Raw genomic sequence first — 6,715 nt, forward strand, 5'->3', positions numbered from 1 at the left:
GACAGCTTCGAGGAACAGCGCAATGACAGATACCAGGAAACAGTCAAGCGGGCCTCACCGGTAGCTTGGGAGAACATCAACTTCCGGGGTACATACACGTTCGCGCCGACGGGCGAACTGCCAAAACTGGAGGACTTAATGGCACCGATTGAGGGCTATCGACCTAGAAATGAAAGTTGATACCCCTCTACAAGCCACGGCAGACGGGGGCTTCAGAGGTTTTTGCAATATATGGAGGCAAAATCCCTAGGACCCCATATAGTCGGTCACCCTGAATACCACTCCTGCCACACGGCGGTGACGAGTGACGGCTATGTGTTCGAAGGTCATATCCCCGCGCGCTTCGTTCAGCAGTTTCTGGAAAATCCACCGGCGGGTGCCATCGGCCTGAGCGTGCCGGGCATGCCGGCGGGCAGCCCCGGGATGGAAATGGGCGACAGGTTTATGCCTTACCAGGTGTGGTTGCTAAAAAAAGACGGTTCGGCTGAAGTGTTTGCTTCAGTGAGCAGCCGCGATCAGCAATAGGACGTATCACCATGAACATTCAATGGCGTTTTTTATTATTGTTCCTGTTGGTGGGGGTTCCTGCTTTTGCCGAGGAAAAAGTTGCCCAGGAACAGTTTGCCCAAACACAGCTGGATCAAGACCAGGTTGGTACGTTGACTTTGGAAGCGGCGATTGCACAGGCGATTGCCTCCGACCCCTGGCTGAACGGCAGCCGCTACCGGGAAGATGCACTGACCAGTGAATCCATTTCCGCCTCAACCCTGCCCGATCCCAAGGTCAGCCTAATGGCGGCCAACTTTCCAACCGATAGCTTCGATATCAATCAGGAACCGATGACGCAACTGACTGTGGGTGTTAGTCAGATGTTTCCGCGCGGCGATAGCCTGGCGTTAACCAGCCGCCAAAATCAGGAGTTGGCGGCCCAGGAACCCTTACTCAGACAGGATCGCCAGGACAAGGTGACAGCGACGGTGACTCAGTTATGGCTGGAAGCCTACCGGGCACAGGAAAGTATCCGTTTAATTGAGCAGGATCGTGCGCTGTTTGAACATCTGGTGGATGCCACCAAAGCCAGTTATTCCTCCGCGCTGGGGCGTGCCCGACAGCAGGATATTATCCGGGCAAAACTGGAACTCACCCGGCTGGATGATCGGCTGACTGCGTTGCGACAACAACTGGATTCTGCCCAGCAGCGGCTCTCCGAGTGGATTGGCGGTCAAGCCAGTCTGCCGTTGGCGCGGACCTTATCCAGTAAATTGGGTGATGAGCCAACCCCAGGCATGGGTCAGACGCACAATGATCGCTGGCTCTATGAACAGATCAATCGGCATCCCCTGTTATTGGCCTTTGACCAACGTATCGAGGCTATGCAGACCGGGGTTGAATTGGCCCAGCAAAAGTATAAGCCCGAGTGGGGGCTCACCGCCCAGTACGGCTATCGGGACGATGACCCCATGGGCCGGGATCGCGCCGATCTGTTCTCGGTCGGCGTCACATTTGATCTGCCGCTTTTCACGGGCAATCGACAGGATAAAGATGTTAGCGCCGCTACCTCCCGAGCTGAGGCACTGCGAACAGACAAGCTACTGATGGCGCGAAAGTTAATGGCGGAGCTGGACACGACCATTGTGCAAATCCAGCGCCTGAATGAGCGCCGCACACTCTATGACCAGCAGCTACTGCCGCAAATGGCGGAGCAGGCCGAAGCTGCCCTGACTGCCTATAACAACGATGACGGCGACTTTGCTGAAGCGGTGCGTGCCCGCATCGCCGAGCTGAACGCCAAAATCGATTTCCTGACCATCAAGGTCGATCGGCTAAAAATCCTTGCCGAACTGAACTATCTCTTACCGACAAACCGCTCAGTGCTGTTACCGCAGAGCCACGCAAAGCAGTCCCCTGCAACACACGGTAACCGCACGGAAGGAAAGAACCCATGAAGATTCAACTGAATAAACCATTCTTTATAACGGTTGCATTGCTGATTGCGACGGCAACCCTGGCCCACTATTCAGCCTATTGGCGCATGCAAGACACGGGAGAGGGCGGTAAGGCGACAGCCAAAAAAGAACCGCTCTATTGGGTCGCGCCGATGGACCCCAATTACAAACGCGACAAGCCCGGAAAATCTCCGATGGGGATGGATCTGATTCCGGTGTATGAAGAAGCCGGCGGTGATGAGGAGATTGGCACAGTCACCATATCGCCGGATGTGGTCAATAACCTTGGCGTACGCACGGCACCCGTTACCCGCGGCCAGATGGACGTTTCCGTCAATACCGTGGGTTATGTGCAATACGATGAAGATCGCTTGATACATATTCATCCGCGGGTAGAGGGCTGGGTTGAAAAACTCTACGTCAAAGCTTCTGGCGATCCGGTGCAGAAGGGTGCATCTCTCTATGCGCTTTACTCACCGACCCTGGTTAATGCACAGGAGGAATTACTCTTGGCACTAAAACGCAATAACGCCACGCTGATTGAAGCCGCCAAGGAGCGCCTGGCATCCCTGCAGGTGCCAAAATCAGAAATCAACCGCCTGAGGAAATCCGGCAAGGTGAGCCAGACCATCACCGTTACAGCGCCGCAATCGGGTGTGCTGGATAACCTCATGGCGCGCGAAGGCATGTTTGTAAAACCCGGCATGGAAATCATGGCCATCGGTCAGCTGGAACATATTTGGGTGATTGGTGAAGTCTTTGAGCGACAGGCTTCCCTGGTGCAGGTCGGCGATCAGGTCCAGATGCAGTTGGGTTATTCGCCAGGGCGAGAGTGGCAGGGCCAGGTTGATTATGTCTACCCGAGCCTTAACACCAAGACTCGCACCGCACAGATACGAGTACATTTTCACAATCCCGATGGTTATCTGAAGCCGGGCATGTTTGCGCAGATGCGCATTGAGACGGCACCGATGGACGATACTCTGTTGATTCCCCGTCAGGCGCTGATCCGTACCGGCAGTCAATCCCGTGTTGTGCTGGCCAAGGGCGAAGGCCGTTTTAAATCCGTTGCTGTACAGGTTGGGAATATCAACGATGAGCAGGCGGAAATCATATTGGGACTTGATGAGGGCGACCGCATTGTGACGTCAGCACAATTCCTGATTGATTCCGAGTCCAGCAAAACCTCGGACTTTCGGCGCATGAATCATGGTTCGGATGATAAGGCTGAGACTATGGCTCCCACATCGGTCTGGGTCGGCGCACGTCTTAAAAGCCTGATGCCCGAACACCGGATGTTGACGCTGGCGCATGATGCCATTGATGACTGGCAATGGCCGGCCATGACCATGAATTTTACCGCCGCAAAAAATGTAGACCTTCAAGGTTTACAGTCTGATATGACTCTTCACGTAGAAATTACAAGAGAGGGCGACAACAACTATGTGATCAGCCAGATCCATCGACCCGACACCGTTACGGATGACATGCCGATGGCCGATGGTGAGTCTTCTATTAGTCATGACGTTTTGGAAATGGATCACAACCAACATCAATCCATGACTCATGATGCAGCAGTACTTGAGCTTTGATTTATAACGATTTTTTTAGCCCCGAAGAGAAAAGCTACACCATAAGTTACACTTTACTATTAGATTGGATTAAACCTTATTGGATCATGTCTTTACACCAACCAATTATCTCGACAACCAAACCAATTATGGCTGCAACCAAATGAGGACTAAAAGTATCTATCACGGTGCTTGTACCCATATCAAATTTTTATCTCATGCGTTATGAGACTTTCAACCCGAAACCGGATCCAAGGCAACACCGTAAAAAGTCCCACACATGAATTTCACCTGAGATCAACACCCAGATATTGATGTTGCGAGGCCAATATTTGTTCTTTTAGGAAACTATTACTCAGAAGACGAAGAAAGGGCCTTATCAGCCCCCCTTTTANGTAATTAATTCTTCTAGATAGCCCCCACAGCTTGAATTCGCTAGACAGAGCTCATGCATTAAAAGAATGTCCTCTACGCCCCCATGACCGCCTCAGCATCAAATCTACTATCACCCGCCCCCGAAAGAACCAATAAAATTTAGTGAAATAGAAGGTCCAATTCTTGCTCAACAGCTCATTAAAGTAGCCATACAACAATAATAGCTCGGAAATGTTTATGAAACGCCGGGCAGTCCAGAACATTAATTTTGGGATTATTTTTGATTTTCAATAAACTCTCTTAAAACCTTAGCCCCCTCTGACCAGCCTCTCTCTACTGCCACCTGTGAGGCTTTAAGCTGAGCTTTTTCTTGCGCAAGTACATAGCTGAAGAACTTACTGTGCTCTGCTGGGGAAACTTGATTTAATACGGTAAGCTTTTCCACGTATGGTTGAATGATAGATACAAGCATACCTGCTGTAACAGGCAGAACAGAGGAGATATACCCGGTTAACTTTCCACGAGTACGAGTAAACAGATTGGGCTGGTATTCAAAGTTAAGTTTCTTTTCCATATTCTCATAGAGGCTTTTGTTCAACACCTCCAACCGATAATACGCTTGATAAAACTCCCCCATTGGAGAACCCTCTCGGTTTTTTGCGATGATTTGAGTTGAAAGATAAGCAAATACACGATTGTTGTATTCGATTTTTAGTAGTTTTCGATAAATTTCTTCGTTGTCTCTGTCATTATTAATGTCACTTGCACTCACTACGTCCGATATCAATAGAGCACATAGATACGCTAAAATCGGGTACATTTTCATATTCATTTCCTATCCACATTACGCTGGTTTGTTAGGATGGTGCTACCAATGGTTTTTCTTGCCTATTTAAGTGCACGGAGGGCTTCAATGATGGCGTTCCTTTCGTTGGGGTCTTTTATCCCCCCAAAGCCCATAGTGGTACCAGGCACTGTTCCGGCGGGGTCTTCCAAGAAACGATCCAGATTGGCTTCGTTCCAAGTGAGATTGCTCTCAGATAAACCCGACGAGTAGTTAAAATTGCTAGCCGAAGCGGCGGGTTGTCCGTATTTACCTCTAAGATTGGGACCAACACTTGCTTTTCCGGATGCGTCTGTACTGTGACACACGGTGCATTGATTAAGGGTTGTGTCTATGTGAGCGCCGGCTGCCATTTTTTCTGTTTTATAAATTGGGGTCGTGCGTGCGTTTAGTAGACGAGCCACTTTTTGGCCAACTTGGTTACCCGTCGCAATAGCGCCGTCGATAAATCCGCGCCAGCCTAAGTCAATATCGCCACCGGCAAAATATATTCGCCCTTGGGGTTCGCGTAATGCAGTAATCGAATTCGTCAATTGACCTTTTTTCAGAACGCACCAAGTACCCTTTGAGTAAGGGTCCAGGTGCCAGTCATAGTGTAGGGTATCCACCACATCAACATCCGGTAGAAAGCGGCGCAATAATTTTTGGACTTGCGCGTGGTTGTTGGGGTCAATTTGTGACGGATCAGTGGAAAAAGCCACGAGATTAGTGCCTTCGTTAGGGCTGGCCATGGTCATAATGGTGCTTATAGGGTCTTGCTCCGAGGCCAACATTAAGATGGGCTTTATATTCTGTCGGATGCGAATGTAGAACTTCATTCCAGAGCCGGCATGACCTTCCTCGGACGCTCTCACCTTTTGTGATAGTAGCGCAGGCGAAAATTGAATCTTGGATAGTACGTTCATGGGGACTGCGCTAATCGTGGACCGGCAGGTAAATGTTTTGCCTGTGCTGGTGATTATTTTTACGTGATCCCCAAGATCATGAACTTCCTTCACTGGCGTACCCAATTCCACGTCAGGGCGACCATCATCCAGCATGGCATTGATTAAACTTTGCGTACCATGTTTAAAGCTATAGCGAGAGACGCTATCACTGTAACGAGTGATATCACTGCCAACGAGAGACCACCATCGTTGCATTTCTACGTAGCTAGCTTGATCAAAGTCTCCATGAACGGAAGCGCCCAAGAGTCCTTCGATGATGGGTGAGAAAGAAGGAGAGAGGTCCATCTGATTAAGGCGATCGCGAACCGATAGAGTGTCGGCGCCTTGCCAATTATCTGTACTAAAAGGATCATAGGGCAATGGAAAGGAGTGAGCGGCACCATCATGAAATTGGTGCATTTGCTCATTGGCAATGGCAAAGCCTTGATAGGTGACCATAGGTGGCGATGGTTCACCTTCTGGTGCCCCATTCCCACAGGCAGCCATCCTAATCAGTGGTGCGATGCCGCTCATGCCAGCATCCCGCGCCTCATCACCATCCCACCACAGTAAGTCGGGAATCGTGCTTGGAGTAGAATCCACTAATTGCAAGTCGTAGCGATTAATTTCAGCGAAAACATTAGGTTGCGTGGAGTGCACCCAGGCGCCACCGAGCTCAAACAACTTACCATCACGCTTTACGGTAAAGGTACGCCCACCAAGGCGATTACGAGCTTCTAATATTAGTACTGATAGCCCAGCTTGCCTGAGCTCACGGGCAGCGGTAACCCCGGCAAAGCCACCACCAATAACAATGACATCATAGTCATACTTGTCGATTTCTCTATCCGTGGAATCTTTGCTAGCTGTAGCATTGACGCTATTCCCCCCGGCAGTTAGGGCGACTGCGCCGAGAGCCCCCAACCCATTTTTTAGGATGCTGCGTCGGTTCAGGCCTTGCCTAGTTGTCTTATAACGTTTCTTACCCACAGTGAACACCTCTTTTAAATACTGGATAATATTTTTAACATGAATTATTAATATTGATCAATA

5 protein-coding genes and 1 pseudogene are annotated in these 6,715 nt (G+C 50.0%); 4 read left to right on the forward strand and 2 right to left on the reverse strand.

Translation table 11 applies throughout. The annotated features are described in order from the left end of the window. From A3756_RS28610 to A3756_RS05030, 4 genes and pseudogenes are all read left to right on the forward strand, one after another. A partial coding sequence (locus A3756_RS28610) for a hypothetical protein (RefSeq protein WP_156490287.1) occupies positions 1 to 180 on the forward strand: 180 nt, incomplete at its 5' end. 90 nt (positions 181 to 270) lie between these two features. Continuing rightward, positions 271 to 525, forward strand: a pseudogene (locus A3756_RS05020) (DUF411 domain-containing protein); the annotation flags it as partial. Between the two features lie 11 nt (positions 526 to 536). Then, positions 537 to 1,946 (forward strand): TolC family protein, encoded by a 1,410-nt coding sequence (locus A3756_RS05025; protein WP_082865091.1) that lies wholly within the window; start codon positions 537 to 539, stop codon positions 1,944 to 1,946. Then, complete coding sequence (locus A3756_RS05030) at positions 1,943 to 3,538, forward strand: efflux RND transporter periplasmic adaptor subunit (protein ID WP_068509535.1); 1,596 nt, start codon at positions 1,943 to 1,945, stop codon at positions 3,536 to 3,538. Before A3756_RS05025 ends, A3756_RS05030 begins: the two co-directional genes overlap by 4 nt. 628 nt (positions 3,539 to 4,166) lie before the next feature. Here the strand turns inward: A3756_RS05030 and A3756_RS05035 are convergent. Next, positions 4,167 to 4,718 (reverse strand): hypothetical protein, encoded by a 552-nt coding sequence (locus A3756_RS05035; RefSeq protein ID WP_068509538.1) that lies wholly within the window; start codon positions 4,716 to 4,718, stop codon positions 4,167 to 4,169. Between the two features lie 62 nt (positions 4,719 to 4,780). Then, positions 4,781 to 6,652: an FAD-dependent oxidoreductase gene (locus A3756_RS05040; RefSeq protein WP_068509542.1), complete on the reverse strand. Its 1,872-nt coding sequence runs from the start codon at positions 6,650 to 6,652 to the stop codon at positions 4,781 to 4,783. Positions 6,653 to 6,715: the final 63 nt, after the last annotated feature.

Source organism: Oleiphilus sp. HI0086 (assembly GCF_001635225.1).